We start from the raw sequence: 24,898 nt of genomic DNA, 5'->3' as shown, positions 1-24,898 counted from the left end.
CTTCCACTTGAATTAGCGGTGGAGCTTAGTTTGGGAAATTAGCAAGTTATGAAATATAGCTAAACCACAAGTCTTGAACGGCTCACCGAAACATGCTATACTAACTGTATGATTATTTTACAAGCTAATAAAATTGAACGTTCTTTTGCAGGAGAGGTTCTTTTTGATAATATAAACCTACAAGTGGATGAAAGAGACCGCATTGCCCTCGTTGGGAAAAATGGTGCAGGAAAGTCTACATTACTCAAGATATTGGTTGGAGAAGAGGAGCCAACCACTGGTGAAATCAATAAGAAAAAAGATATTTCCCTCTCTTATCTAGCTCAGGATAGTCGTTTTGAGTCTGAGAACACCATCTATGATGAAATGCTTCATGTATTTGATGACTTGCGTCGTACCGAAAGACAACTTCGTCAGATGGAGTTGGAGATGGGGGAAAAGACTGGCGCAGAACTAGATAAGCTCATGTCTGACTATGATCGCCTATCAGAAAATTTCCGTCAGGCTGGAGGCTTTACCTATGAAGCTGATATTCGCTCTATCTTAAATGGTTTCAAGTTTGACGAGTCCATGTGGCAGATGCGCATCGCTGAGCTTTCTGGAGGGCAAAATACCCGTTTAGCCCTTGCCAAAATGCTCCTTGAAAAGCCTAATCTTTTAGTCTTGGACGAGCCGACTAACCACTTGGATATTGAAACCATTGCCTGGTTAGAAAACTATCTAGTTAATTATAGCGGTGCTTTAATTATCGTCAGCCACGACCGTTATTTCCTCGATAAGGTTGCAACCATAACACTCGACTTAACCAAACATTCTTTAGATAGATATGTAGGAAACTACTCAAGTTTTGTGGAGCAGAAGGAGCAGAAGCTAGCAACTGAAGCTAAAAACTACGAAAAGCAACAGAAGGAAATTGCTGCATTAGAAGACTTTGTTAACCGAAATCTTGTTCGCGCATCGACAACCAAACGTGCTCAATCTCGGCGCAAACAACTGGAGAAAATGGAACGATTGGACAAGCCTGAAGCTGGTAAAAAATCAGCTAATATGACTTTTCACTCTGATAGAGTATCTGGTAATGTTGTTTTGACGGTGGAGAATGCTGCTATTGGCTATGATGGTGAAATCTTATCTGAACCTATCAACCTTGATCTTCGTAAGATGAACGCTATTGCCATTGTTGGTCCTAACGGTATTGGTAAGTCAACCTTTATCAAGTCTATTGTGGACCAAATTCCCTTTATCAAGGGTGAGAAGCGCTTTGGTGCCAATGTTGACCTTGGTTACTATGACCAGACTCAGAGCAAACTGACACCGAGTAATACAGTCTTAGACGAACTCTGGAATGATTTCAAGTTGACTCCTGAACTGGAAATCCGTAATCGCCTAGGTGCCTTTCTTTTCTCTGGTGATGATGTTAAGAAATCAGTTGGCATGCTTTCAGGTGGAGAGAAAGCTCGATTGCTTCTGGCTAAACTTTCCATGGAAAACAACAATTTCTTGATTCTCGATGAGCCGACTAACCACTTGGACATTGATAGCAAGGAAGTTCTGGAAAATGCACTGATTGACTTTGATGGAACTCTTCTCTTTGTCAGCCACGACCGTTACTTTATCAACCGTGTAGCCACTCATGTGCTGGAATTATCTGAAAATGGCTCAACTCTTTATCTAGGTGATTATGACTATTATGTTGATAAAAAAGCAGAGCTAGTAGCTAGTCAAGCGGAAGAAGCGGCAGCTGTTAACCAAGAAAAAGAAGTTTCTCCAGTTAATGACTACCAAGCGCAAAAAGAGAGTCAAAAAGAACTTCGTAAGTTAATGAGACAAATTGAAAGTCTTGAGACAGAAATCGAAGAACTGGAAACTCAAGCCCAAGCTATCTCTGAACAAATGCATACCACCAATGATGCAGATGAACTCATGCAATTACAAGCAGAACTGGATAAAATTAGCCATCGTCAAGAAGAAGCTATGCTGGAGTGGGAAGAATTGTCGGAGCAGGTGTAAGATGGAAAATCTTGGAAAAGTCTTTCGTGAATTTCGAATCAGTAAAAATTACTCTCTAAAAGAAGCTGCAGGAGAGGCCTGTTCGACCTCCCAATTATCCCGCTTTGAATTGGGGGAGTCGGATCTGGCTGCATCTCGTTTCTTTGAAATATTAGATAATATTCACGTGACGATTGAGAATTTTATGGATAAGACTAGAAATTTTCAACATCATGAGCATGTGAGCTTGATGGCTCAGATTATTCCGCTTTACTACTCAAATGATATTGCAGGTTTTCAAAAACTTCAAGAAGAACAACTTGAAAAAGCTAAGAGTTCAACAAATCCCCTCTATTTTGAGCTGAACTGGATTTTGTTACAAGGTCTGATTTGTCAAAGAGATGCTAGCTTCACTATGAAGCAAGCTGATCTGGATAAGGTGGCGGATTATCTTTTTCAAACAGACGAATGGACCATGTATGAGTTGATTCTGTTTGGCAATCTCTACAGCTTTTATGATGTGGACTATGTTACTCGCCTTGGTAGAGAAGTGATGGAGAGGGAAAATTTCTATAAAGAAATTGGTCGCCATCGAAAATTGGTCTTGATTTTAGCTCTTAATTGTTACCAGCATTGTTTAGAACATCTTGCTTTTGAAAATGCCAGCTACTTTGAAGCTTATATAGGGAAGATTATAGGCAAGAGCATCAAACTCTATGAGCGTAATGTATTCCACTTTCTTAAAGGATTTGCTCTTTATCAGAAGGGGCAAAAAGAAGAAGGTTGTAAACAAATGCAGGAAGCCATGCATATTTTTGATGTGCTAGGTCTTCCGGAGCAGGTAGCTTACTATCAGGAACATTACGATAAATTTGTAAAAGATTAATTTCCCAAATAAGGGAAAAATGAGAAACTCCTTCAAGTTTTGATACAATAGTTTCAAAATTTGAGAGGAGTTTTTATGAATCGATATGCAGTACAGTTGATTAGTCGTGGAGCTATTAACAAACTAGGAAATATGCTCTATGATTATGGAAATAGTGTTTGGTTGGCATCGATGGGAACGATTGGGCAAACCGTTCTAGGGATTTATCAGATCTCTGAACTCGTTACATCCATACTAGTTAATCCCTTTGGAGGCGTGATTTCAGACCGTTTTTCGCGTCGCAAGATTTTGATGACAACAGACTTGGTTTGTGGGATTCTCTGTCTGACCATTTCCTTTATCAGAAATGATAACTGGATGATTGGAGCTTTGATCTTTGCTAATATTGTTCAAGCGATTGCCTTTGCATTTTCTCGAACTGCCAATAAAGCTATTATAACTGAAGTTGTAGCAAAGGACGAGATAGTGATATATAACTCTCGCTTGGAGTTAGTTTTACAGGTTGTAGGAGTCAGTTCTCCAGTGCTTTCTTTCCTTGTTTTACAATTTGCTAGTCTCCATCTGACGCTCTTATTAGATGCTTTGACCTTTTTCATCGCTTTTGTTCTGGTTGCTTTACTTCCAAAAGAAGAACCAAAGGTTCAAGAGCAGAAACCTTTTACTGGAAAAGATATTTTTGCGGATATCAAAGATGGCTTGCACTATATCAGGCATCAAAAGGAAATTTTCTTTCTCTTGTTAGTGGCTTCAAGTGTGAATTTCTTTTTTGCAGCTTTTGAGTTTTTGCTTCCTTTTTCAAATAAACTCTATGGTGTAGAGGGAGCCTATGCGACTATCTTAACCATGGGTGCGATTGGCTCAATCATCGGAGCACTGATAGCAAATAAATTTAAATCTAGTATGAATACACTTTTATTCTTATTGATTTTAACAGGAGTAGGAGTTTTCATGATGGGCTTACCATTGCCTAATCTTCTTACTTTTTCAGGAAACCTAGTTTGTGAATTATTTATGACAATTTTTAATATTCACTTCTTTACTCAGGTACAAACCAAGGTTGATGGAGACTATCTGGGAAGGGTATTGAGTACCATTTTTACACTGGCAATTCTCTTTATGCCAATTGCGAAAGGTTTGATGACCTTTCTACCAAGTGTGCAATTAGTTTCCTTTTTAATCATCGGACTTGGAGTTATTTTACTTTCGTTGGTATCAATGATCTATATTCAAAGACAAGATTAATACAGAAAAAAACAGCGACTTCGCTGTTTTTCGTTTAAATCTATCCACCCTGAGGGAATCGAACCCCCATCTCAAGAACCGGAATCTTACGTGATATCCATTACACTAAGGGTGGAAACTTTAATTATTATATCAAAAAAGAGAGCTGAACTCAAGTTTTTTCTAAACTCAGCAAAAGGAGAATAAAAAAGGATTCAGTATTGAACCGAATCCTCTATATGATTAGTTTTTCTCAAGAAGAGCTTTGATTTCTTGAAGAACTTCCAACTCAGTTGGACCAGCAGGTGCTTCTTCAACAACCTCTTCTTTTTTAGTAAGGCTTTGAGCTTTTTCCATTGCTTTAATCACAAAGAATAGAACAGTACCAACTACAAGGAAGTTGATAACAGCACTCAAGAATTTACCATATGTAACACCATTCCATGCAAGCTCAGCGATGTTTTGTACTTTCGCAGCTTCCAAGGCTGGGTTCAATAGGAGTGGAGTGATGATATCATTAACAAATGAAGTAACGATAGCACCAAAAGCAGAAGCGATGATCACACCGACAGCAAGGTCTACAACGTTACCGCGGAGCAAAAATTCTTTAAGATCTTTTAACATTTTCTTTTTCCTTTCGAAATTTTTACAATCTAAATTATAACTTAATCATCTGTTGAATGCAAGAAATATGCTTAGTGTTTTTTAAAAACAAAAACTTTACTGAAAATATAGTTGAGGACTATGATAGTAACTTGTGCAAAAATAGTCTCAATTGTATTGATAGTATTGAGATTATCACCTACAAATTGACCGATAATATGGGGGAAACTTGTCACAAAAATAAAGGTCAGAAGCAGGTCTAAGAGGAAGGTAATGAATCTTGCAGTCGTAAATTTTATCAGACGCTTGAACCAATTTTTTCGTTTCTGTTTAAAAACAATGGTATCATTGGTGAAAAAAGCAAAGAGAATTCCAGCTATATTTCCCAGAGCAGTCGCCCATAATTCTTGTTGGAAAAAGTAAAAATTGGTGATACGAACAATGATAGAAACAAGAGTGGTTGCAACCCCGAAAAATAAGTAGGAGAGGATTTCATTGTCGAAAAAATTTTTTATACATGTTTTCATAAAAATAGTATAGCATAAAGGACATAAATGTGCTATACTTGAAAGGTTGACTTGTTCAACCCTTGGTGCTTAGCTTCTTTCACCAAGCATATTATACGCGGGTTAATCGCTAAAGGAGAATAATAGATGAAAAAACTTACTGTCCGTGATTTGGCAGACATTGCCATTGTCGCAGCAATTTATGTGGTTTTGACAATCACACCACCCCTTAATGCTATCAGTTACGGTGCTTATCAGTTCCGTATCTCTGAAATGATGAATTTTCTTGCCTTTTACAATCCTAAGTACATTATCGGTGTTACTCTTGGCTGTATGATTGCTAATTTCTTCAGTTTTGGAATCATCGATGTCGCGGTTGGTGGAGGATCAACTCTTGTCTTCCTAAGTTTAGGCGTATGGTTGTTTAGCAAATATAAAAAAGACTATCTTTTTAATGGATTGATCCGAAAAGATCATTTCTTCTTTTCAATTCTTTTTTCGATTTCAATGATCACCATTGCTGCTGAATTGAACATCGTAGCAGAAGCACCTTTCTTCTTAACTTGGTTTACAACTGCTATCGGAGAATTCGCTTCACTCATTGTTGGTGCTATTCTTATCGGAAAAATCGGTAAACGTCTTGATTTGACTAGATAAAGATATCACATGAAATATTATTGAAAATGGCTGAACTTTGTTCAGTTTTTTTCTTTATCCATGAACCTAGAAGCTCAACAAAAGTGGTATAATAAAGAAAAAAGGGATTATTTTAATATGTATGGTTATCGTATTTCAGTTTTTGAAGTCCTTTGGAAAAATCAGGTCATTAGATTTTTGTTTATTTTTTTAGCACTATTTTATTTCTATCTTTTTTTCCAAAGAGTTAAGACATCTTTAAAAAGTGGTGGGAGTATGTTGGATCCTTTTCATATTGCAAAGGGAAGATTATACATTCACACGATTATTCTTTTTAGAAAAAGGATTGTTCCTCTAGCTGAAATTAGACAGATTGATATTGATTACGTTCGAGGGAGAAGAATGAATGGGGACAGGTATCATCTGTACTTTACAAGGAAAGATGGAAAATCTTTTACTTTTCATTTTGGAAAAAGCAAAAGAAACGAGGAGTTATTGAAAAATCTTGCCAATGTGGCCAAGAAGTGCCATATTAAAATCTATTATTATTAAGAGTCGATTACTAAAATTGAATTGTTGTCACTTGTAACAATTATCAAAGCCAGGAGAGTAGCTAATATGAATCAACTACAAGTAATAAGAGAAGATAAACAACTAAGAATTTTATTGATGCAAGAATGCGATATTCTCTTTTATGACCAGTTGAAAGAGGTTGAATTTTCTCAGTACAATGAAGTTTATTCTCTTTCGCCCATAGCCTTTGCTAAAGACGGTAGCGGGGGAGAATATGTAATTCTTGAAGATGATAGTATCGGCTTTATAGGGAGTGAAGGCCAAGTTGGTCGGGTAGCAGAAAGCCTTGATGACTTGCTTACCTTCTTACTTCATGCTGGTTCTATCTCTGATTTTTCTTGTCGTTTGCTCTATCAAAACAAGCATTTGTTGGAAAAATTCAGTCAGGGATTTATCGACAAAGCACGAGAAAATTATCAGTCAAAAGGTGAAGATTGGGATAAAGTGAGAACTGGACTTGCACAAAAGTTGGGACTCGAATTTCACCCTGAGAAACTGCAAGAGTTAGCCTTAAAATTTTATCAATCAGCCATAAGAACCCCTCTTTTCACTTGTAAATATGGTCATGCTGAGGATGAATATGTTTGTGATTCTATTTTGTCCGATATTATCGGCTTGTGGGTTTCAGAGCTGGTAGGATTGACTGCAGAAGAAATTGAAGCTTTTGCTAACATTCAAATGTAAAGAAAAAAATTTATTCCACTTAAAATATTTTATGTTATAATATTAATGATTATATTTTAAGGGGTTTATATGAGTTCGTCAGAATTTATTTCAAAGATTGATTATTATTGTCATAAGAAAGAAAGTTTATTTGACCAAAGTAAGTTTAAATATGCCATTCGCTCGATGTTTGCAGGTGCTTTCTTAACCTTTAGTACAGCCGCTGGGGCCATAGGTGCTGATCTACTCAATAGCATCGTTCCAAGTGCTGGTTATTTCCTATTTCCCTTTGTATTTGCATGGGGACTTGCCTATATCGTTTTCTTGAATGCCGAGTTGGTCACCTCAAATATGATGTACTTGACAGCTGGAACATTTTTGAAGAAGATTGATTGGAAAAAAGCCTTTATCATTTTACTTTATTGTGCCTTTTTCAACTTAGTTGGTGCTCTGTTAGCAGGTTGGTGCTTTGCTAATTCATCGGCTTTTTCACACCTGACACACGACAGTTATCTTCCAAAGATTGTAGCTAAGAAGTTGGCACGACCTAGTGAGTTGGTCTTGTTGGAGGGGATTTTGGCAAATATGTTCGTAAATATTGCCATTCTTTCTTCAATTTTGATCAAGGATAGCAATGCCAAACTCTGGATTATCTTGTCAGCTATTTCTATGTTTGTTTTCTTATCAAACGAGCATATTGCAGCTAATTTTTCGTCTTTTAGTATTATTAAATTCAGTATTGTTTCTGACCAAATTGCTAACTTTGATATTCCAAATATCCTCCGTCATTGGAGTGTTACCTTCATTGCTAATTTGATAGGTGGAGGATTCCTGATAGGTTTACCATACGCTTATCTTAATAGAAATGAAGAGACCTATGTTGATTAGGACAAGCTTTTGAAAATAAAATGAATATTAATAATTGAGGAGGTCGGGACTAAAAATCCAGACCTCGATTTTTTTGTCCAAAGAACCTTTTGATAAAAACGTTATTTTCACTGTCTATAAATTCAAACATATTATTAGTACATGGACTTTAGCTGAAAACTAAAGAGACTCTTTTGTAAATTCAGTATAAAACAAAACGAAAACATATATTAAATATATAGAGTGGAGAATTTGAAAATAAAGAGTTGAAAACATTAAAGATGCTGATACAAAGCAAATGGAAACGATTGCTAAAAGTGATAAAAATTTTGTAAATAGAATTAAGAAAGCCTTCCCATAATTTCGATTTTATGTTATAATATTCACAAATAAAAGTTTTAGGAGTTTATATGGTTTCTTCAGAATTTATCTCAAAAATTGAGTTTGCTTGTAAGAAAAAGGAAAGTCTTTACAGTCAAAGTAAATTCAAGTACGCTATCCGTTCAATGTTTGCTGGTGCATTCTTAACATTTAGTACAGCAGCTGGTGCAGTTGGAGCTGACTTGATTAATAAGATTGCTCCAGGTAGTGGACGTTTCCTCTTCCCATTTGTTTTCGCTTGGGGATTGGCTTACATTGTCTTCTTGAATGCTGAATTGGTAACATCTAACATGATGTTCTTGACAGCTGGTAGCTTTTTGAAAAAGATTAGCTGGAGAAAAACAGCTGAAATCCTTCTATATTGTACACTCTTTAATTTGATCGGTGCTCTTATAGCAGGATGGGGCTTCGCCCATTCAGCAGCTTATGCAAACCTAACACATGATAGCTTTATTTCTGGAGTTGTGGAAATGAAGTTGGGCCGTTCAAATGAACTAGTCTTACTTGAAGCTATCTTGGCTAATGTCTTTGTAAATATCGCGATTCTTTCATTTGTTTTAGTCAAAGATGGTGGTGCCAAACTTTGGTTGGTTCTATCTGCGATTTACATGTTTGTATTCTTAACAAACGAGCACATTGCCGCAAACTTTGCATCATTTGCTATCGTGAAATTCAGTGTTGCTGCTGATTCAATTGCAAACTTCGGTATTGGAAATATTCTTCGTCACTGGGGTGTAACCTTTATTGGTAACTTTATTGGTGGTGGTCTACTGATGGGATTACCTTACGCCTTCTTAAATAAAAACGAAGATACATACGTAGATTAAAAGTTGGATTCATTCCAACTTTTTCTTTTTGTTTATCCATGCTATAATGAATGTAGAATAGATAAATATAGAGGAATAACATGAACGAGATTAAATGTCCCAATTGTGGCGAAGTATTTACAGTCAATGAAAGCCAATATGCAGAATTGATTTCTCAAGTTCGAACTGTAGAGTTTGATAAGGAATTGCATGAGCGAATCAAGCAAGAATTGACATTAGTAGAACAAAAAGCCTTAAATGAACAACAGGCAAAACTGGCTCAAAAAGATCAAGAAATTGCCCAGCTACAAACTCAAATCCAAAATTTCGATACTGAAAAAGAATTGGCTAAGAAGGAAGTAGAGCAAAGTGCTAGCCAAAGTCTGTTAGAAAAAGAAAAAGAGGTCCAAGCTCTTGAGAATCAATTGGCTACCTTGCGCTTAGAGCATGAAAATCAATTACAAAAAACTCTTTCTGATCTTGAAAAAGAACGCGATCAGGTTAAAAATCAGCTCCTTCTACAAGAAAAAGAAAACGAACTTTCTCTTGCTTCTGTAAAACAAAATTATGAAGCCCAGCTAAAGGCAGCCAGTGAGCAGGTTGAATTTTACAAGAATTTCAAGGCGCAACAATCAACCAAGGCAATCGGTGAAAGTTTGGAACACTATGCAGAAAGTGAATTCAACAAGGTTCGAAGCTTTGCCTTTCCAAATGCCTACTTTGAAAAAGACAACAAGGTTTCAGCACGTGGTTCTAAGGGTGATTTTATCTTCCGTGATTTTGATGAAAATGGACTAGAATTCATTTCCATCATGTTTGAGATGAAAAATGAAGCAGACGGGACAGAGAAGAAACACAAGAATGCTGATTTCTACAAGGAGTTGGATAAGGATCGTCGTGAGAAAAACTGTGAGTATGCAGTTTTGGTAAGTATGCTTGAGGCTGACAATGATTACTTCAATACTGGGATTGTCGATGTCAGCCACGAATATGAGAAGATGTATGTCATTCGTCCCCAGTTCTTTATTCAGTTGATTGGACTTTTGCGCAACGCTGCCCTTAATTCTCTTAAATACAAGCAGGAATTAGCACTTGTTCGTGAACAAAATATTGACATTACGCATTTCGAGGAAGACTTGGATGCTTTCAAGGTAGCCTTTGCTAAGAACTACAATTCAGCTTCGGTCAACTTCGGCAAGGCCATCGATGAAATTGACAAGGCCATTAAACGGATGGAAGAAGTCAAGAAATTCCTGACCACATCAGAAAACCAACTGCGCCTTGCTAACAACAAATTGGATGATGTTTCCGTTAAAAAATTGACAAGAAAAAATCCAACTATGAAAGCGAAATTTGATGCCTTGAAGGAAGACTAGGAGGATCCTATGCAGATACGAAAAGCAACCATGAAAGATGCTGAAGCCCTACTGTCTTTATACGAAGACTTGGGCTATCCAACGACCGCTTCTAATCTGTCTCGACGTTTAGAAATGATTCTTTCTCAATCACATTATGGCTGTCTTCTAGCTGAAAGAAACGGAGAAATTTTAGGTTTCTTAGGTTATGCAAAGCTCTTCTTTTTTGAAGAAGATGGATCTTACTATCGTATTTTAGCTTTGTCAGTTGCAAAAGAAACAAGACGACAAGGAATTGCTAGTAGGCTAATCGATGAATTGAAAAAACAAGCTGTAAAAGAAGGAGTTAAGGCACTGGCTCTAAATAGTGGATTAACCGCTGAACGAAATGCTGCACATCAGTTTTATCAGGCAGTTGGATTTGAAAAAGTGACTGCCGGCTTTGCCTTGCATTTAAAAACTCAGCATAGATAAATCGTGAAAAAATAGTAGAGGGAACGAAGTAATGTCTTCAACAAAAGGGAAAACCTTATATTTTAACGATAAGAGCATGGACTATGTGACCTTTGGTAAAGGAAAGAAGTCTCTCGTTATCATACCAGGGTTGGGGGATGGGATTCAGACGGTTAAAGGTATGGATATGTCTTTTTCAATCACATACCGTATACTTGCCAAACGTTACAAAATTTATGTTTTTTCTCGAATCAATGAGCTGAGACAGGGCTATACGACGCGAGATATGGCAGCAGATGTAGCAGAAGCAATGGAGGTATTGAATATTACCAGTGCCTATGTTATGGGGATTTCGCAAGGTGGAATGATTGCCCAATGGCTAGCTGTAAACTTTCCAGAAAAGGTTGAAAAGTTAGTTTTGGCTGTTACAACTGCAAAACTAAGTAATCTAGGTAGGGATAGAATTAGTTGTTGGCTGAACCTGAGTCAAACAGGAACTTATAAAGATCTGATGATTGATATCGCTCGTCATTCTTACACGACTAAATCCTTTGGAAAATTTAAATACCTTTATCGAATAATGGGAATTTTTGGTCATATTAAAGATAAACAACGTATTGATATTCAGTCTGTATCTTGTTTGAAACATGATAGTCTAGATTTTTTGGAAAAAATCAACTGCCCTACGTTAATCATTGGAACAGAAAAAGATGATGTTCTTGGCGTAGATGGTTCGTTTGGATTGCATCATCATATCAGAGGTAGCCAACTGATTATTTTACCAGGGTGTGGACATGCACTCTATGAACAGAATAAGGATTTCCAAAAAAGAGTTTTAGTATTTTTAGAAAGTTAATCAATGAACGGTATTATCAACTTAAAAAAAGAGGCGGGGATGACCTCTCATGATGCGGTTTTTAAATTGCGTAAGATTTTGGGAACCAAGAAGATTGGTCATGGTGGGACGCTAGATCCTGATGTGGTGGGTGTTTTGCCGATTGCCGTTGGTAAGGCAACTCGCATGGTCGAGTTTATGCAGGACGAAGGTAAGATTTACGAGGGTGAAATTACTCTGGGATATTCTACAACAACCGAGGATGCTAGTGGTGAGGTGGTTGCTGAGACACCAGTATTGTCTCCCTTAGATGAAAAACTTGTTGATGAAGCGATTGCAAGTCTGACTGGACCTATTATTCAGATTCCCCCAATGTATTCCGCTGTCAAGGTCAATGGGCGCAAACTTTATGAATATGCGCGTGCTGGTCAGGAAGTGGAACGTCCAGAACGTCAGGTAACCATTTATCAATTTGAACGGACAAGTCCGATTTCTTATGAGAGCGAACTTGCACGATTTACTTTTCGTGTAAAATGCAGTAAGGGAACCTATATTCGTACCTTGTCGGTTGACTTAGGAGAAAAACTTGGCTATGCAGCTCATATGTCACATCTGACTCGAACTAGTGCAGCGGGTTTACAATTAGAAGACGCTCTTACCTTGGAAGAAATTGCTGAAAAAGTAGAGGCTGGTCAACTGGACTTTCTTCATCCCTTAGAGATTGGGACAGGTGACTTGGTCAAGGTATATTTGACTCCAGAGCAGGCAGAAGAAGTGCGTTTTGGTCGCTTTATTGAATTGGAACAAACTGAGAAGGAATTGGCTGGTTTTGAAGGTGATAAGTTATTAGCCATTTTAGAGAAACGGGATACTCTTTATAAACCAAGAAAGGTTTTCATTTGATTAGAGCTGGTGGTAAAATCGCAAACTGATTTTTAGTTTTAAAAAATGCTAAAAGACAGTTCAGTTTAGACCCGAAAAACTTATGAAAAAGGGTTGAAAACACGGTGATATTTGACAGTTTTGCTTGCTTATGATAATATTTAAATAAAGAAAAGCTAGAAAACTTTCAGAGGATATTATGAGTATTGAGATGACTGTAAGTGAGATTGCTGAGGTCTTGGGCTTGTCCCGCCAAGCAATCAATAACCGTGTCAAGGAATTACCTGAAGAAGATACGACTAAAAATGATAAAGGAGTCACTGTGGTAACTCGCAGTGGCTTGATTAAGCTTGAAGAAATCTACAAAAAAACCATTTTTGAAGATGAACCTGTTAGTGATGATGTGAAGCAACGTGAATTAATGGAGATTCTTGTTGATGAAAAGAATGCAGAAATCATCCGTCTTTATGAGCAATTAAAGGCCAAAGACAAACAGTTGGCTGAAAAAGATGAACAGATGCGTGTCAAAGACCGTCAAATCGCAGAAAAAGATAAGCAATTGGATCAACAACAACAGTTAACCCTACAAGCCATGAAGGATCAAGAAAACCTTCAGTTGGAGTTGGATCAGGCTAAGCAAGAAGTACAAGCAACGAAGAAAGGCTTCTTTGCTCGCTTATTTGGAGGATAAGAAAAAACTGCTTGGTTTCTAGGTATAACCAAGTAGTTTCTTTTTCAAATACAGTAAGGAATGGATAAGATGGAAAAATTAAGAGATTACATTTCATTTGATTTGGAATTTAATAAACACCAAGATAAAACTCACTTGATTCAGGTATCTGCAGTCCGTTTTAAAGATGGTGAAGAAGTAGGAGCATTTGACTCATATGTTCATACGGATGTACCATTGAAAAGTTTTATAAACGGTTTAACGGGTATCACATCTGAAACCTTGAAGGATGCTCCGAAGGTGGAAGATGTTCTCAAAGCTTTTCAAGCCTTTATTGGTCAATTACCTATCGTTGGCTATAATGCAACTAAGAGTGATTTACCGATTCTATTGGAACATGGTTTGGATTATAGTAGCCAATATCAAGTGGATCTCTATGATGAAGCTTTTAAACGACGTAGTTCTGATCTTCATGGTATTGCCAATCTCAAGTTACAAACTGTTGCAAGTTTTCTAGGATTTAAGGGACAATCTCATAACAGTTTAGAGGATGCTCGTATGACTGCGCGTGTTTATGAAGCTTTTTTAGAATCTGATGAAAGTAAAATCTTACTGGACGTCAAGAGTAGTCTTAACTCTAATCCTTTTGGTGGACTAGATTTATCACAATTATTTGATTAGGAGGTTTTATGAAACCTGAAAAGCCTAAAAAATTGGGTTTTAAAAAGATTTACCTCAATCTTGATAAAATCCTCTTTCTATTTTTTCTAATCTTCATGCTGGTAGATTATATTTGGTTGCCATTGAACTCATTGATAGCAGGCTTTTTACTAAGTCAGACGGGCTATTTGTTTATTTCCTATAACAATGTTTTTGAAATTTTAAAACATGCGCCTTTAGTCAGCTTTGGTTTTTTAATCTTAATAGCCCTTAACCTTTTAGTAGCCTATTTTCAAATTAGTCTTCTCTTCATTGGGGCTCGACACCTTCTCTATCATGAAAAACGAACCTTGATTGAGTATAGTCGCAAGGTCTTTCGTGAGAGTATAGCCTTCATGAAACGTCTGACTCTTTCCAAGGCCTTGTTTATCTTCGTATATATTGCTATGATTTTTCCGTTTATCAGGAAGATTTTTAAAATTTATTATTTTAATAAAATAGTGATACCTGAGTTTATTCAAACTTATATGGAAGACAAGTACTGGATGTGGTGGTTATCTATTTTTATCTTAACCATCCTATTTCTCTACATCTCAGTAAGAGTGATGTTTGCCCTTCCTAAAATTTTTTATGACAAGATGACAGTTAAGGATGCTGTAGTCTACAGTCTAGAAAAAACCAGGAATCATTTTTGGTTTTACGCTTGGCATCTCTTTCTAATCCTTGTCAAAACGAATCTTTTCTTTTACTTACTTCTAATCCCACTATTGGTTGGCCAGTTTTTAGTAGATGGTCTCACACATCGAGAATCATTGGTTCTTGCTATTTCAAACTATATTTTGATTAAAAATATCCACTATATGGCTTTGACTTACTTCTTGGTTAAGTTTACCTCCTTTTTAACTGGTGAGGAGTTGGATATTATGCCAAGACGAAAGAAAGATCATATCATGAGATGGGGTGTAATGGGGTGTGCAAGTATCTTTTTTGCGATTGAAGGCTATATTTATCTCGAAGCACCCGTAGTCAATCCTCCACTTGTCATCTCTCACAGAGGAGTTTCTAATGGGAATGGTGTCCAAAATACAGTTGAATCCTTAGAAAAAACAGCTCAGTTAAAACCAGATTTAGTTGAGATGGATGTGCAAGAAACAAAGGATGGTCAGTTTGTCATGATGCATGATGCGAATCTAAAAAGTTTAGCGGGATTAAATGTAACACCACAAGACTTAACTTTAGATGAATTGAAGCAATTAGATATTTATGAAAATGGTTATCAGACTAAAATATCTAGCTTTGACGATTATATAAATCGTGCCAATGACCTTCATCAGAAATTGTTGATCGAAATTAAAACGAGTCGAAAAGATAGTGCTCAGATGATGGATCGTTTTCTAGATAAATATGGAGCAAAAATTAAAATCTATGGGCATCAGATGCAATCTTTGGATTATCATGTTATTGAAAAAGTTACCCAGTATGATAAAGAGATTCCAGTCTATTTCATACTGCCCTATAATTCCGTTTTTCCAAGAACAAATGCTACAGGTTATACCATGGAATATTCTACCTTAGATGAATATTTTGTAACCAAGCTTTGGAATACAAAACAAAAACTCTATGTATGGACAATCAATGGTTCGGAATCCTTTGATAAGTCCCTACGTTTGGGAGTTGATGGTATGATAACAGATGATTTGGAAAGAATTAAAGAAGAGCTTGAGACCGCTCAGGAGGATCCTGAATATACGGACTTGCTTCTCAAGAAAGCAACAGAAATATTTACTTTCTAGGTAAGACAAAAGAGGCTGAATTGAACATCAGCCTCTTTTTATGCTATTAGAATGGTAATTTACCAGCAAAAGCCCCTAGTTTCTTTTTAGTTGCTTCATCAATTTGTTCAAGAGCAGCATTGACTGCTTGAACTGTCATATCTGATAGAGTTTCAATATCTTCTGGGTCAACAACTGCTGGATTGAAGTCAATCCTAACAATTTTCTTGTCTCCTGTTAGTGTAGCAGTTACAAGGTTTTGGGCAGAAGTTCCAACAAATTCTGTAGCAGCAAGTTCAGCCTGACTTTGCTCCATTTGTTTTTGAAGTTTTTGAGCTTGACGCATCATGTTTTGCATATTCATCATGGTGGTATATAGCTTCCTTTTCTTTTATTTTCCCTATTATTTTAACAATTTTAACTAGAAAAGTCTATTTTTAATTTTAGTACTCTTTTTCTATCTTAATTCATTTTAAGATTTCTTTAAGTTTTCTATACTATTCTAAAGAACTCTATATTAATCGAGACCTAGAAATGTCAGATTAGAACTCAATTTTTCTAAATCCATGCTCTTGATACTAGTTTCTAGCTAGAGTGACCTAGTATTTTTTTAAGATAGTGCTAGATTATGATATAATAGAAAAGAATGAGTTTTTTAAAACAAACTAAAGGAGTATCAATATGATTTATGCTGGAATTTTAGCAGGTGGAACTGGCACGCGTATGGGAATTAGTAATTTACCCAAACAATTTCTTGAGTTGGGAGATCGCCCAATTTTAATTCATACTATTGAAAAATTTGTCTTGGAACCAAGTATTGAAAAGATTGTAGTTGGAGTTCATGGTGACTGGGTTACACACGCAGAAGATTTAGTTGAAAAATTCCTACCACTCCACAAGTATCGTATTATCATCACAAAAGGTGGTGCGGATCGTAATTCTAGTATTGAAAAAATTATTGAAGCTATTGATGCTTACCGTCCACTGACAGCAGATGATATTGTGGTGACGCATGATTCAGTTCGTCCTTTCATCACTCTTCGAATGATTCAAGACAATATTGAACTCGCTAAAAACCATGATGCTGTCGATACCGTGGTTGAAGCGGTGGATACCATTGTTGAAAGTACAAATGGTCAGTTTATCACAGATATTCCAAATCGCGCTCATCTATACCAAGGACAGACTCCACAAACCTTCCGTTGTAAAGACTTTATTGAATTGTATGGTTCTTTATCAGCAGAAGAAAAAGAAATTTTGACAGATGCATGTAAAATCTTTGTCATTAAGGGTAAAGATGTTGCCTTGGCAAAAGGTGAATACTCAAATCTAAAAATCACAACAGTTACAGACTTGAAGATTGCTAAAAGCATGATTGAGAAAGACTAAAAACATGATTAATCAAATTTATCAACTGACGAAACCAAAGTTTATCAATATCAAATATCAAGAAGAGGAGATTGATCAAGAGAATCATATCCTTATTCGATCAAACTTTATGGCGGTTTGTCATGCGGATCAACGTTACTATCAAGGAAAACGTGATCCCAAAATATTATCTAAAAAGCTTCCAATGGCTATGATTCACGAGTCTTGTGGGACTGTTATTTCTGATCCCACAGGTACCTACAAAGTTGGCCAGAAGGTCGTCATGATTCCCAATCAACCACCTATGCAGAGTGATGAGGAATTTTATGAAAACTATATGACTGGAACCTATTTCTTGTCTAGTGGTTATGATGGCTTTATGCGAGAATTTGTTTCTCTACCTAAGGATCGTGTGGTAGCTTACGAGGACATAGAAGATACAGTAGCTGCCATTACTGAGTTTGTCAGTGTGGGTATGCACGCCATGAATCGTTTCTTGACAGTTTCTCACAGCAGACGTCAGCGTATTGCAGTTATTGGAGATGGTAGTCTAGCCTTTGTAATGGCAAATATTATCAACTATACCTTGCCTGAAGCAGAGATTATTGTCATTGGCCGTCATTGGGAGAAACTTGAACTCTTCTCATTTGCGAATGAACGTTATATCACTGACAGTATTCCAGAAGACCTTAGTTTTGATCATGGTTTTGAATGTTGTGGTGGTGATGGTTGTGGACCTGCTATTAATGATCTCATTCGTTACATCAAACCACAGGGAACAATTTTGATGATGGGTGTTAGTGAGTACAAGGTAAATATCAATACTCGAGATTCCCTCGAAAAAGGTTTATTATTAGTAGGTTCTTCGCGTTCAGGACGAATTGACTTCGAAAAAGCTATCCAAATGATTGAGATTAAGAGATTTGCCAATCGTTTGAAAAATATCATTTATTTAGAAGAACCAGTCAGAGAAATCAAAGATATTCACCGAGTTTTTGCAACTGACTTAAATACCGCATTTAAGACAGTCTTTAAGTGGGAAGTCTAATGGAGGACGATTGTGGAAAAAAATATTAAGGAAAAACTTACCTCTTTACTATCAACTGATGAAGATATTCTGAGCGTTGAACAATTAGGTGGTATGACCAATCAAAACTACTTGGTCAAAACAAGCTCAAATCAGTATATCGTTAAGTTTTTCGGAAAAGGTACAGATAAATTAATCAACCGCCAGAATGAAAAGTTCAATCTTGAATTGTTGAAGGATTTGAAATTAGATGTAGAAAATTATCTTTTTGATATCGAAGCAGGTATCAAGGTCAATCAATACATCGAAAATGCAGAGACACTTGATTCAACTACCATTAAAACTAAATTTGAGAAGATAGCTCCAATTTTACAAACGATTCATGCTTCGGGTAAAGAATTAAAAGGAGAGTTTGCTCCTTTTGAGGAAATTAAAAAATATGAATCATTGATTCAAGGGGAGATTTCCTATCCGAACTATGAAGTTGTCAGAAAATCTGTATTTTCTCTGAAAGACCAACTTGAAGAAATTGGAATGGATAAGAAATCGTGTCATATTGATTTGGTCCCTGAAAACTTTATTGAAGGATCAGATGGACATCTTTATCTCATTGATTGGGAATATTCATCTATGAATGATCCTATGTGGGATTTGGCAGCCCTCTTCCTAGAATCTGAATTTACAAGTGCAGAGGAAGAAGACTTCCTAAGTCATTATGAGAGTGATAAGACTCCCGTTTCTAGAGAGAAAATTCGTATCTACAAAATATTGCAAGATATTATTTGGAGTCTCTGGACTATCTACAAAGAAGAAAATGGTGCAGATTTCGGAGATTATGGAATCTCTCGTTACAATAGAGCTGTGAAGGAATTGGATTATATGGGAGGTTCTAATGAAGGCTAAAAATGGAGTTTCTTTTGGGCTACTATCAGGTGTGTTCTGGGGATTAGGATTAACTATTAGTGCTTATATCTTTTCAATATTCACGGATTTATCGCCCTTTGTAGTAGCAGCAGCACACGATTTCCTAAGTATTTTTATCTTGCTAGGATATCTTCTAGTTAAGGAAGGCAGAGTTCGTTTTTCAATCTTCTTGAACATTCGAAATGTCAGTGTTATCATCGGAGCTTTACTAGCCGGTCCGATTGGTATGCAGGCCAATCTCTATGCGGTTAAGTATATTGGAAGTTCATTAGCTTCGTCAGTCTCAGCTATTTATCCGGCAGTCTCAGTCTTGCTTGCCTTCTTCTTTTTGAAGCACAAGATTTCCAAAAATACAATTTTTGGTATCTTTCTAATCATTGCTGGGATTATTGCTCAGACCTATAAAGCAGAGCAGGTTAATTCTTTCTACATAGGTATTCTATGTGCTTTGATTTGTGCTTTTGCTTGGGGAAGTGAAAGTGTTCTGAGCTCATTTGCTATGGAAAGTGAACTCAGTGAACTCGAAGCACTCTTGATACGACAAGTCACATCCTTCTTGTCCTATCTTGTCATTGTTCTCTTCTCGCATCATTCATTTGCAGAAGTGGCAAATGGCCAATTGTTTGGTCTATTAATTGTCTTTGCAGCATTTAATATGATTTCTTATCTTGCCTACTATATGGCTATCAATCGATTGCAACCAGCAAAAGCAACTGGTTTAAATGTCAGTTATGTAGTTTGGACTGTCCTGTTTGCAGCAATGTTCTTGGGGACACCTCTGACTGTCTTGACCATTATAACTTCATTTGTTGTAATGGCTGGTGTTTATATTATCATTAAAGAATAAAGGAGAAAACGCGTGAAAGCGATCATCTTAGCAGCGGGATTGGGAACTCGTTTAAGACCTATGACAGAAAACACTCCCAAAGCCTTGGTACAAGTTAATCAAAAACCTTTGGTTGAATATCAAATTGAATTTTTAAAAGAACGTGGAATTGATGATATTATCATCGTTGTAGGTTATTTGAAAGAACAATTCGACTACCTTAAAGAGAAGTATGGCGTTCGTTTGGTCTTCAACGACAAGTACGCTGATTACAATAATTTTTACTCACTTTACTTGGTAAAAGAAGAGTTGGCTAACAGCTACGTTATCGATGCGGATAACTATCTTTTCAAAAATATGTTCCGCAATGACATCGAGCGTTCAACATACTTCAGCGTTTATCGTGAAGACTGTGACAATGAATGGTTCCTAGTTTACGGAGAAGATTATAAAGTTCAAGATATCATCGTTGATAGTAAGAATGGTCGCATCCTGAGTGGTGTGTCATTCTGGGATGCTCCAACAGCGGAGAAAATTGTTGGATTTATCGACAAAGCCTATGCAAGCGGCGAATTTGTAGATCTCTACTGGGACAACATGGTTAAAGATAATATCAAAGAACTGGATGTTTACGTAGAGGAATTGGAAGAAAACTCTATCTATGAAATCGATAGTGTAAAAGATTATCAAAAATTGGAGCAGATTCTTTCTTCACAAAAATAAGTAAACTAAAATACGTCTGACACCTTACCTATTTTTGCTTGACTTTTTAGGGTTGATACAGTATACTAGTAAAAATTTAACCTTTAAGGGAAGTCCAGAGAGGCTCACAAGGTGTCAGATAGAAAATAGATTACACAAACTTCGAATAAACAAAGTTTATTTGATTCTTTTCTGTAAGTATCTTACTGAAACCTTGCGATTGCAAGGTTTTTCTTTTTCTGAACCCCTTGAAATTTAAGGAGGAAAAGTTATGAATCCAAATTGTAAAAAACGCATGGGTGCCATTCGCTTGGAAACCATGAAAGTAGTATCTCAACAGGAAATCGCACCAGCGATCTTTGAACTCCTACTTCAAGGAGAAATGGTTGAAGCTATGAAAGCAGGCCAATTTCTTCATTTACGAGTTCCTGATGATGCTCATCTCTTGCGGCGTCCGATTTCAATCTCGTCTATAGATAAGGCTAATAAACAATGCCGTCTTATCTATCGTATCGAAGGTTCTGGCACGGCAATTTTTTCAACCTTAAAAACAGGTGATAGCTTAGATGTTATGGGACCTCAGGGGAATGGTTTTGATTTATCTGATTTAGAGCAGCATAGTCGTGTTCTCTTAGTTGGTGGCGGAATTGGTGTGCCTCCTTTATTTGAAGTAGCTAAGCAACTGCATGAGCGTGGTGTAGATGTCACAACGGTTCTAGGATTTGCGACCAAAGATGCAGTTATTTTGGAAGATGAATTATCCCAATACAGCAAAGTCTTTGTAACGACTGATGATGGCTCTTATGGCTTCAAGGGTAATGTCTCAGTTGTGATTAAGAAATTTGATAACGAATTCGATGCAATTTACTCATGCGGTGCACCTGGTATGATGAAATATATCAATCAAACCTTTTCCGAACATCCAAGAGCTTATCTATCTCTTGAATCCCGTATGGCCTGTGGTATGGGGGCTTGCTACGCTTGCGTCTTGAAAGTACCAGATAGTGAAACAGTTAGTCAACGTGTGTGTGAAGATGGGCCTGTATTTAAAACAGGAACAGTAGTTTTATAAGGAGCGTGTCATGACTGCAAATCGATTACAAGTTTCTCTACCGGGTTTAGAATTAAAGAACCCTATCATTCCTGCTTCAGGTTGTTTTGGTTTTGGTCAAGAGTATGCCAAATACTATGATTTAGACCTCTTAGGATCCATCATGATAAAGGCTACTACGCTTGAACCAAGGTTTGGAAATCCAACTCCACGAGTGGCAGAAACACCTGCAGGTATGCTCAACGCTATTGGTTTACAAAATCCAGGTTTAGAGGTCGTTCTCTCTGAGAAACTACCATGGCTTGAAAGAGAATATCCAAATCTCCCTATTATCGCCAATGTTGCTGGCTTTTCAAAACAAGAATACGCAGCAGTTTCTCATGGTATTTCAAAAGTAACTAACGTGAAAGCCATCGAGCTCAATATCTCTTGTCCTAACGTTGATCACGGTAATCATGGACTATTAATTGGACAAGATCCTGAGTTAGCCTATGATGTGGTGAAGGCTGCCGTAGAAGCATCAGATGTGCCCGTTTACGTCAAATTGACTCCAAGCGTTACTGACATCGTAACCATTGCTAAGGCTGCAGAAGATGCCGGTGCTAGTGGTTTGACCATGATTAATACACTTGTAGGGATGCGTTTTAATCTCAAGACTAGAAAACCAATCCTCGCCAATGGAACAGGTGGCATGTCTGGACCTGCAGTATTTCCTGTAGCCCTAAAACTAATCCGTCAAGTAGCTCAAACAACTAAGCTTCCAATCATTGGGATGGGAGGAGTTGATTCAGCTGAAGCTGCCTTAGAAATGTATCTGGCAGGAGCCTCAGCAATCGGTGTCGGAACAGCCAACTTTACCAATCCCTATGCTTGTCCAGATATTATCGAAAATCTACCAAAAGTCATGGATAAGTACGGGATCCAAAGTCTAGAAATGTTGCGAAAAGAAGTCAGAGAAAGTTTGCTCTAAGTTTTATGTCCTGAATTCAGTCTAAATTGTTTTGAAAGCGCCATTTTTCTGGTATAATAAATACTATGATTATTACAGTACCTATTAAAACAGAAAAAGATATTGCAACACCAGGACCAAACGTCCTTGTACTTGGTTATTTTGATGGAGTTCACCTTGGACATCAAAAATTATTTGATATAGCTTCTAACATTGCTGCTGAAAAGCGCCAAGGAGTAGCTTTAGTAACTTTTAACGAATCACCAAAGCTAACTCTGAATCAATACTCACCTGAACACTTATTGCATATTTTGAATGCTAGTGAACGTGAACGTCGATTGAAGCGAGCTGGAGTTGAGAGCTTGTATTTGATGGATTTCACTAGTCGAGTAGCAAATATGACTGCAAAAGAATTCATTGATACCTACGTCAAGGAAGCAAAGGCAGATACGATTGTAGTTGGTTTTGACTATACTCTTGGTTCAGATAGAAAAACAGCTGAGGATTTAAAAGAACTCTTCCATGGAGAAGTAGTTATTGTTCCACCAGTTGAGGACGAAAAGGGGAAAATTAGTTCAACGCGCATTCGCCAAGCCATTCTAGAAGGAGATGTAAAAGAAGCAGGCAAACTTTTGGGATTCCCTTTACCAACGAGAGGTGTAGTGGTTCACGGAAATGCTCGAGGTCGAACTATTGGCTTCCCAACAGCTAATCTAGTCAACTTGGATCGGACATATATGCCAGCTGATGGTGTTTATGCTGTTGACGTTGAAATTCAAAGAAAAGTCTATCGTGGTATGGCGAGTCTAGGTAAAAATGAAACCTTTGATGGCGAAGAAGAGCGTTTTGAAGTTCATATCTTTGATTTTTCCGACGATATCTATGGCGAAACTGTCATCGTTTCCTGGTTGGACCGTATCCGGGATATGGTAAAATTTGATAGCGTTGATCAATTAGTTAAGCAATTAGAAGAAGATGAAAAGATAGCTAGAAAATAAAATCAAAAAATAGTAGAGTTTGGGATTTTCTCAAACTCTTTTTAGATAGGAAATTAACAATCTAAAAATGTATTTTAAAAACTGATCAATTTTGATACAATTTAATTATCAAACTAAAGGAGACACTTATGTTTAAGGAAAAAAGAAATAAAGGATTTATTTCTGCCCTAGTCATTGCGCTGATTTTTTTGGCTTTGGCAGGATTGATGGGATTTTTGGGGAGTAAGCATAAAAATCCCACAAAAGAATTTGCCAGTAATAGTTATTCAGGAGTTGAAGTACGAATGCCGGTTTATGATATCTATCCAGAAGTGGTAGGGGAAGTTGAAGGCGGAAGTGTACTTTATCTTGTCCAATATAGTAAAGACGGAGATGGGAAATATGCAGTGATTGAAGCTAGTGAGAATGATGCCACAATTAAGAGTATCATGGAGCAAGCAGAGGCTGGAACGCTTTACGATCATCCAGCAACCATAATTGGAACTCAACTACAACCACTTGCTACCAAAAAGAATAAGTCGAGAAATAATCGTATTGTTGATTTATCAGGCTTTTTAAAGTCTATCCTTGAACCATCATCGGTTGTTTATCAAAATATGAATAGCAATCTTTATTTAAGTACGACCGAACATGCCAATGATGGCTGGATATTTATCATTGGGGTGATTTTCTTTGGAGGAACAGGAGTGTTTTTAGTAGTAAGTGCCTTTCTTATTCGGAAAAAAACGATTGCTTCTCTGGAAGAAATTTATCAAGCCTATCCTGAATTGCAAGGAAACGTTGAAAATATGGCTGGTTTAGCAGAATTTTATGATGAAAATCTAAAAGTAATTCTCTATAAAAACCACCTCATCACCTACTATAAAGGAACGCAAGCTTTAGATCTAAGAGATGTAGACCATCTTTATCTTGTAGAAACGAAGATTAATAAATCATTGTTTTCGAAAAAAATTTATCAATTTTGTTATATCCGTAAGAATGGCAAGAAAAAACAAGATATGGTTTTGAAATCAACAAAAACAGTTCAAGAAGACCTTGAAGAACTTTGGAGTCTTATCTCAAAAAATTATCCTGATATTCAACTTGGAGTGTAAAACTAAGGCATCGAATTTTCGATGCTTTTTTTAGTATTAATCTAATGAATTCCTATAAAATATCTTTTCTTTTTTCTTTTATTATTTTATGAAAACTGGTATAATAAGAAGCGGGATAAGAGTTTTATTTTCCTAAAATCCGAACATAAGGAGATAAAAAAATGTTTTTTAGACGTCAGGAAGGACGATATAGAGAAACAG

The 24,898-nt window shown here is 36.8% G+C and carries 27 protein-coding genes, 1 tRNA gene and 1 riboswitch; of the genes, 24 read left to right on the top strand and 4 right to left on the bottom strand.

Features of this window, described 5'->3' with window-relative positions; translation table 11 throughout:
* The first annotated feature begins 108 nt into the window (after positions 1–108).
* The 3 genes from ADH31_RS01360 to ADH31_RS01350 all read left to right on the top strand — a co-directional run bounded on the left by ADH31_RS01360 (position 109) and on the right by ADH31_RS01350 (position 4,117).
* Positions 109–2,010, top strand: a complete 1,902-nt coding sequence (locus tag ADH31_RS01360) for an ABC-F family ATP-binding cassette domain-containing protein (protein WP_049508481.1) — start codon at positions 109–111, stop codon at positions 2,008–2,010.
* A 1-nt stretch (position 2,011) separates the two neighbouring features.
* The gene (locus tag ADH31_RS01355) at positions 2,012–2,875 is read left to right on the top strand and encodes an XRE/MutR family transcriptional regulator (RefSeq protein WP_049508480.1); all 864 of its coding nucleotides are present in this window, start codon (positions 2,012–2,014) and stop codon (positions 2,873–2,875) included.
* 75 nt (positions 2,876–2,950) lie between these two features.
* A complete protein-coding gene (locus ADH31_RS01350) occupies positions 2,951–4,117 on the top strand; it encodes an MFS transporter (RefSeq protein WP_049508478.1) in 1,167 nt (388 codons plus the stop codon).
* A gap of 43 nt (positions 4,118–4,160) precedes the next feature.
* On the opposite strand, the gene ADH31_RS01345 is transcribed toward ADH31_RS01350, so the two are convergent.
* From ADH31_RS01345 to ADH31_RS01335, 3 genes are all read right to left on the bottom strand, one after another.
* A tRNA-Arg gene (locus tag ADH31_RS01345) sits at positions 4,161–4,232 on the bottom strand.
* 107 nt (positions 4,233–4,339) lie between these two features.
* Complete coding sequence (gene mscL / locus ADH31_RS01340) at positions 4,340–4,720, bottom strand: large conductance mechanosensitive channel protein MscL (protein WP_049508475.1); 381 nt, start codon at positions 4,718–4,720, stop codon at positions 4,340–4,342.
* Between the two features lie 71 nt (positions 4,721–4,791).
* On the bottom strand, positions 4,792–5,226 hold the full coding sequence (locus ADH31_RS01335; protein ID WP_049508472.1) for a GtrA family protein: 435 nt from the start codon (positions 5,224–5,226) through the stop codon (positions 4,792–4,794).
* A gap of 28 nt (positions 5,227–5,254) precedes the next feature.
* Positions 5,255–5,352, top strand: a riboswitch (PreQ1 riboswitch).
* Between ADH31_RS01335 and ADH31_RS01330 the strand changes: the two genes are divergently transcribed.
* The 12 genes from ADH31_RS01330 (at position 5,353) to ADH31_RS01275 (ending at position 15,779) form a co-directional block, all read left to right on the top strand.
* Positions 5,353–5,862 carry a QueT transporter family protein gene (locus tag ADH31_RS01330; protein ID WP_045763277.1) on the top strand — a complete coding sequence of 170 codons (510 nt, stop codon included), beginning with the start codon at positions 5,353–5,355 and terminating at the stop codon, positions 5,860–5,862.
* A 60-nt stretch (positions 5,863–5,922) separates the two neighbouring features.
* A complete protein-coding gene (locus tag ADH31_RS01325) occupies positions 5,923–6,393 on the top strand; it encodes a hypothetical protein (RefSeq protein WP_152904317.1) in 471 nt (156 codons plus the stop codon).
* Positions 6,394–6,459: 66 nt separating this feature from the next.
* Positions 6,460–7,098, top strand: coding sequence for a hypothetical protein (locus tag ADH31_RS01320; protein ID WP_049508468.1), 639 nt, complete (start codon positions 6,460–6,462; stop codon positions 7,096–7,098).
* 69 nt (positions 7,099–7,167) lie between these two features.
* Positions 7,168–7,965 carry a formate/nitrite transporter family protein gene (locus ADH31_RS01315; RefSeq protein WP_049508466.1) on the top strand — a complete coding sequence of 266 codons (798 nt, stop codon included), beginning with the start codon at positions 7,168–7,170 and terminating at the stop codon, positions 7,963–7,965.
* A 389-nt stretch (positions 7,966–8,354) separates the two neighbouring features.
* Positions 8,355–9,152, top strand: coding sequence for a formate/nitrite transporter family protein (locus ADH31_RS01310; protein ID WP_000254784.1), 798 nt, complete (start codon positions 8,355–8,357; stop codon positions 9,150–9,152).
* 80 nt (positions 9,153–9,232) lie between these two features.
* A complete protein-coding gene (locus ADH31_RS01305; protein ID WP_049508463.1) occupies positions 9,233–10,507 on the top strand; it encodes a DUF2130 domain-containing protein in 1,275 nt (424 codons plus the stop codon).
* Positions 10,508–10,516: 9 nt separating this feature from the next.
* Positions 10,517–10,960, top strand: a complete 444-nt coding sequence (locus ADH31_RS01300) for a GNAT family N-acetyltransferase (RefSeq protein WP_049504971.1) — start codon at positions 10,517–10,519, stop codon at positions 10,958–10,960.
* A gap of 31 nt (positions 10,961–10,991) precedes the next feature.
* Positions 10,992–11,795 (top strand): alpha/beta fold hydrolase, encoded by an 804-nt coding sequence (locus tag ADH31_RS01295; RefSeq protein ID WP_049504972.1) that lies wholly within the window; start codon positions 10,992–10,994, stop codon positions 11,793–11,795.
* A gap of 3 nt (positions 11,796–11,798) precedes the next feature.
* Positions 11,799–12,677: a tRNA pseudouridine(55) synthase TruB gene (gene truB / locus ADH31_RS01290; protein WP_049508461.1), complete on the top strand. Its 879-nt coding sequence runs from the start codon at positions 11,799–11,801 to the stop codon at positions 12,675–12,677.
* Between the two features lie 178 nt (positions 12,678–12,855).
* Positions 12,856–13,347, top strand: coding sequence for a chromosome segregation protein RocS (rocS, locus tag ADH31_RS01285; protein ID WP_000021254.1), 492 nt, complete (start codon positions 12,856–12,858; stop codon positions 13,345–13,347).
* Between the two features lie 69 nt (positions 13,348–13,416).
* A complete protein-coding gene (locus ADH31_RS01280) occupies positions 13,417–14,007 on the top strand; it encodes a 3'-5' exonuclease (protein WP_049508458.1) in 591 nt (196 codons plus the stop codon).
* A gap of 8 nt (positions 14,008–14,015) precedes the next feature.
* The gene (locus ADH31_RS01275; RefSeq protein WP_049508455.1) at positions 14,016–15,779 is read left to right on the top strand and encodes a glycerophosphoryl diester phosphodiesterase membrane domain-containing protein; all 1,764 of its coding nucleotides are present in this window, start codon (positions 14,016–14,018) and stop codon (positions 15,777–15,779) included.
* A gap of 46 nt (positions 15,780–15,825) precedes the next feature.
* Here ADH31_RS01275 and ADH31_RS01270 read toward each other — a convergent pair whose 3' ends face one another.
* Positions 15,826–16,125, bottom strand: a complete 300-nt coding sequence (locus ADH31_RS01270) for a YbaB/EbfC family nucleoid-associated protein (protein ID WP_049504982.1) — start codon at positions 16,123–16,125, stop codon at positions 15,826–15,828.
* 314 nt (positions 16,126–16,439) lie between these two features.
* On the opposite strand from ADH31_RS01270, the gene ADH31_RS01265 reads away from it, so the two are divergent.
* From ADH31_RS01265 to ADH31_RS01225, 9 genes are all read left to right on the top strand, one after another.
* The gene (locus tag ADH31_RS01265; protein ID WP_049508452.1) at positions 16,440–17,147 is read left to right on the top strand and encodes an IspD/TarI family cytidylyltransferase; all 708 of its coding nucleotides are present in this window, start codon (positions 16,440–16,442) and stop codon (positions 17,145–17,147) included.
* 4 nt (positions 17,148–17,151) lie between these two features.
* Positions 17,152–18,174 carry a ribitol-5-phosphate dehydrogenase gene (locus ADH31_RS01260; RefSeq protein WP_049508450.1) on the top strand — a complete coding sequence of 341 codons (1,023 nt, stop codon included), beginning with the start codon at positions 17,152–17,154 and terminating at the stop codon, positions 18,172–18,174.
* Between the two features lie 12 nt (positions 18,175–18,186).
* Positions 18,187–19,056 carry a phosphotransferase family protein gene (locus ADH31_RS01255; protein WP_049508449.1) on the top strand — a complete coding sequence of 290 codons (870 nt, stop codon included), beginning with the start codon at positions 18,187–18,189 and terminating at the stop codon, positions 19,054–19,056.
* Positions 19,046–19,924, top strand: a complete 879-nt coding sequence (locus tag ADH31_RS01250) for a DMT family transporter (RefSeq protein WP_049508446.1) — start codon at positions 19,046–19,048, stop codon at positions 19,922–19,924. The genes ADH31_RS01255 and ADH31_RS01250 overlap by 11 nt, the downstream gene beginning before the upstream one ends.
* A 12-nt stretch (positions 19,925–19,936) precedes the next feature.
* Positions 19,937–20,626 carry a CTP--phosphocholine cytidylyltransferase gene (locus tag ADH31_RS01245; RefSeq protein WP_049508445.1) on the top strand — a complete coding sequence of 230 codons (690 nt, stop codon included), beginning with the start codon at positions 19,937–19,939 and terminating at the stop codon, positions 20,624–20,626.
* Positions 20,627–20,876: 250 nt separating this feature from the next.
* Positions 20,877–21,677, top strand: a complete 801-nt coding sequence (locus tag ADH31_RS01240) for a dihydroorotate dehydrogenase electron transfer subunit (protein WP_049508443.1) — start codon at positions 20,877–20,879, stop codon at positions 21,675–21,677.
* Between the two features lie 10 nt (positions 21,678–21,687).
* On the top strand, positions 21,688–22,626 hold the full coding sequence (locus tag ADH31_RS01235; RefSeq protein ID WP_049508440.1) for a dihydroorotate dehydrogenase: 939 nt from the start codon (positions 21,688–21,690) through the stop codon (positions 22,624–22,626).
* A 65-nt stretch (positions 22,627–22,691) separates the two neighbouring features.
* Positions 22,692–23,603, top strand: coding sequence for a bifunctional riboflavin kinase/FAD synthetase (locus ADH31_RS01230; protein WP_045763473.1), 912 nt, complete (start codon positions 22,692–22,694; stop codon positions 23,601–23,603).
* Positions 23,604–23,731: 128 nt separating this feature from the next.
* Entirely contained in the window at positions 23,732–24,697 is a 966-nt protein-coding gene (locus ADH31_RS01225) for a hypothetical protein (RefSeq protein WP_049508438.1), read from the top strand.
* Positions 24,698–24,898: the final 201 nt, after the last annotated feature.

Origin of the sequence: Streptococcus pseudopneumoniae, from assembly GCF_001072375.1 — a bacterium.
In the GTDB taxonomy this organism is placed as follows: domain Bacteria; phylum Bacillota; class Bacilli; order Lactobacillales; family Streptococcaceae; genus Streptococcus; species Streptococcus pseudopneumoniae_L.
Note: the sequence above shows the minus strand (reverse complement) of the source record. Positions and strands in the feature narration are given on the sequence as shown.